Here is a 2,000-nt window from a genome sequence, read left to right as displayed (position 1 = left end):
GGCGATGTTGGCATCCCTTCGTTTGCTAAGCAGCGTTGGTACAACATCAACTTTGCTGAGGTTCAGGCCGACATCGCTAACTTGGATATCGTTAATTACGATTCCTACCTTAACCCGGCGGATCTTCCGGAAGGTATCAATAATCTTGAGCCGGCGAAGGTCAAGTTGACGGGCGCGCTGCCGTTCTCTGGTGAAAACAAGATCCGTTGGATCGGTCCGAACGGTAAGCAGATTGGCGAAGACTGCGCAGTGGACACCTTGGCTGATGCCGACAAGTGCTCGCTCCCACCGCGTGATTTCAAGAACCCGGGCACCTACGTCGCACAGCTGGTCAATGCGTACGACGTCGTCGTTGGTCAGGATTCCTTTATCGCAGTCGAGAGCGTTCGAAACAACGGCGATTACGAGCCAGTTTACGAAGATACGACGGCTCCCATTGGTGAGAAGACGAAGGTTGCCCCGCCGAAGGATAAGGACCAAGATCTTCCGGCGGGCACCACCTATGAGAAGGTAGGCCAAGTTACTGACCCAGAAGGTAACAAGGTCGACTTCCCAGAGTGGATTACCGTCAATGACGATGGTTCGATCGATGTGGAGCCGCCGGCCGATGCCAAGCCCGGTGACTACACGGTGCCGGTTCTTGTGACTTACCCGGATGGTTCTCGTGAGACGATTGAGGCAACGGTCAAGGTTGCTGACCCGGAGAAGACCAACGGTCAGATTGATCCTGCTTATAAGGAGACGGCTGTTAAGCCTGGTGAGTCGGTGGATATTGAGAAGCCGACCTTTACCGATAATGATGGTAAAGATGCCACCGCTCCCAACGGAACGAAGTTCGAGAAGGGGGAGGGCGCTCCCGATGGAGTGACCGTGAACGACGACGGCTCCATCAAGTTTGACGCTCCGAAGGATGCTAAACCAGGTGACGTCATCGAAATTCCGGTGAAGGTCACTTACCCGGACGGGTCGGAGGACACGGCAAAGGCTAAGGTCGTAGTCGCCGAACCCGACCAGGTTGTGGACATCAACGTAGACGCAATCCCGGATAAGAAGGTTCAGCGCGGTGAAGAGGTCAACATTCCGGTTAAGGCTTCTAAGGGTGCTGAGGTTTCTGTAGAGAATCTGCCGGACTTCTTGCAGTACGATGACGCTAAGAAGGCCATTGTTGGCACTGTTCCGGCAGATGCTGAGCTGAAGACCTGGGAAGATATCAAGGTCACGGCTAAGAATGGTGTGGCTACTGACACCGACTCCTTCAACCTGACTGTCACCGAGCGCATGATTGCGGATCCGGACACTGATGGTGACGGTATCCCGGATTCTCAGGATCCGGACATCGATGGCGATGGTGTCAACAACTCTGATGAGAAGGCTGCCGGTACCGATCCGTATAACCCGGATACCGATGGTGACGGCACCAATGATGGTGACGAGGACACCGACGGTGATGGTAAGCCGAACAAGGACGAGTCCAACCCGGATGAGGACAAGATCACCGATAAGGATGGTGATGGCATCCCGGACATCATTGACCGTGATGATGAGGATGGTCCGAAGGGTGACAAGGATGATGACGGCATCATCAACGCTGAGGACCCGGATGCTGATGGCGACGGTGTGTCCAATGATGATGAGAAGGAAGCTGGCCTAGATCCGCTGAACCCGGATACCGATGGTGACGGCACCAATGATGGTGACGAGGACACCGACGGTGACGGCAAGAAGAACAAGGATGAGTCCGAGGTTCCTGAGGGCAAGGTTGAAGACAAGGACGGCGACGGCCTTGGTGATACCGAGGTCACCGATAAGGATCCGGAGGACGGCGAGGCTGACATCACCGATGGCCCGCTGACCAACGACACTGATGGTGACGGCAAGCCGGATGCTGTTGATCCGGACATCGATAATGATGGTGTCAATAACTCTGACGAGAAGGCTGCCGGTACCGATCCGTATAACCCGGATACCGATGGTGACGGCACCAATGATGGTGACGAGGA

The 2,000-nt window shown here is 55.1% G+C and carries 1 protein-coding gene; it reads left to right on the top strand.

From position 1 onward, the window contains the following. On the top strand, window positions 1-2,000 hold a 2,000-nt coding region (locus NX84_RS12205), incomplete at both ends, for a Rib/alpha-like domain-containing protein (RefSeq protein WP_039676982.1).

It is taken from the genome of Corynebacterium minutissimum (genome assembly GCF_000805675.1).
Taxonomy (GTDB): domain Bacteria; phylum Actinomycetota; class Actinomycetes; order Mycobacteriales; family Mycobacteriaceae; genus Corynebacterium; species Corynebacterium minutissimum.
This window is presented reverse-complemented; position numbering and strand designations above follow the sequence as displayed.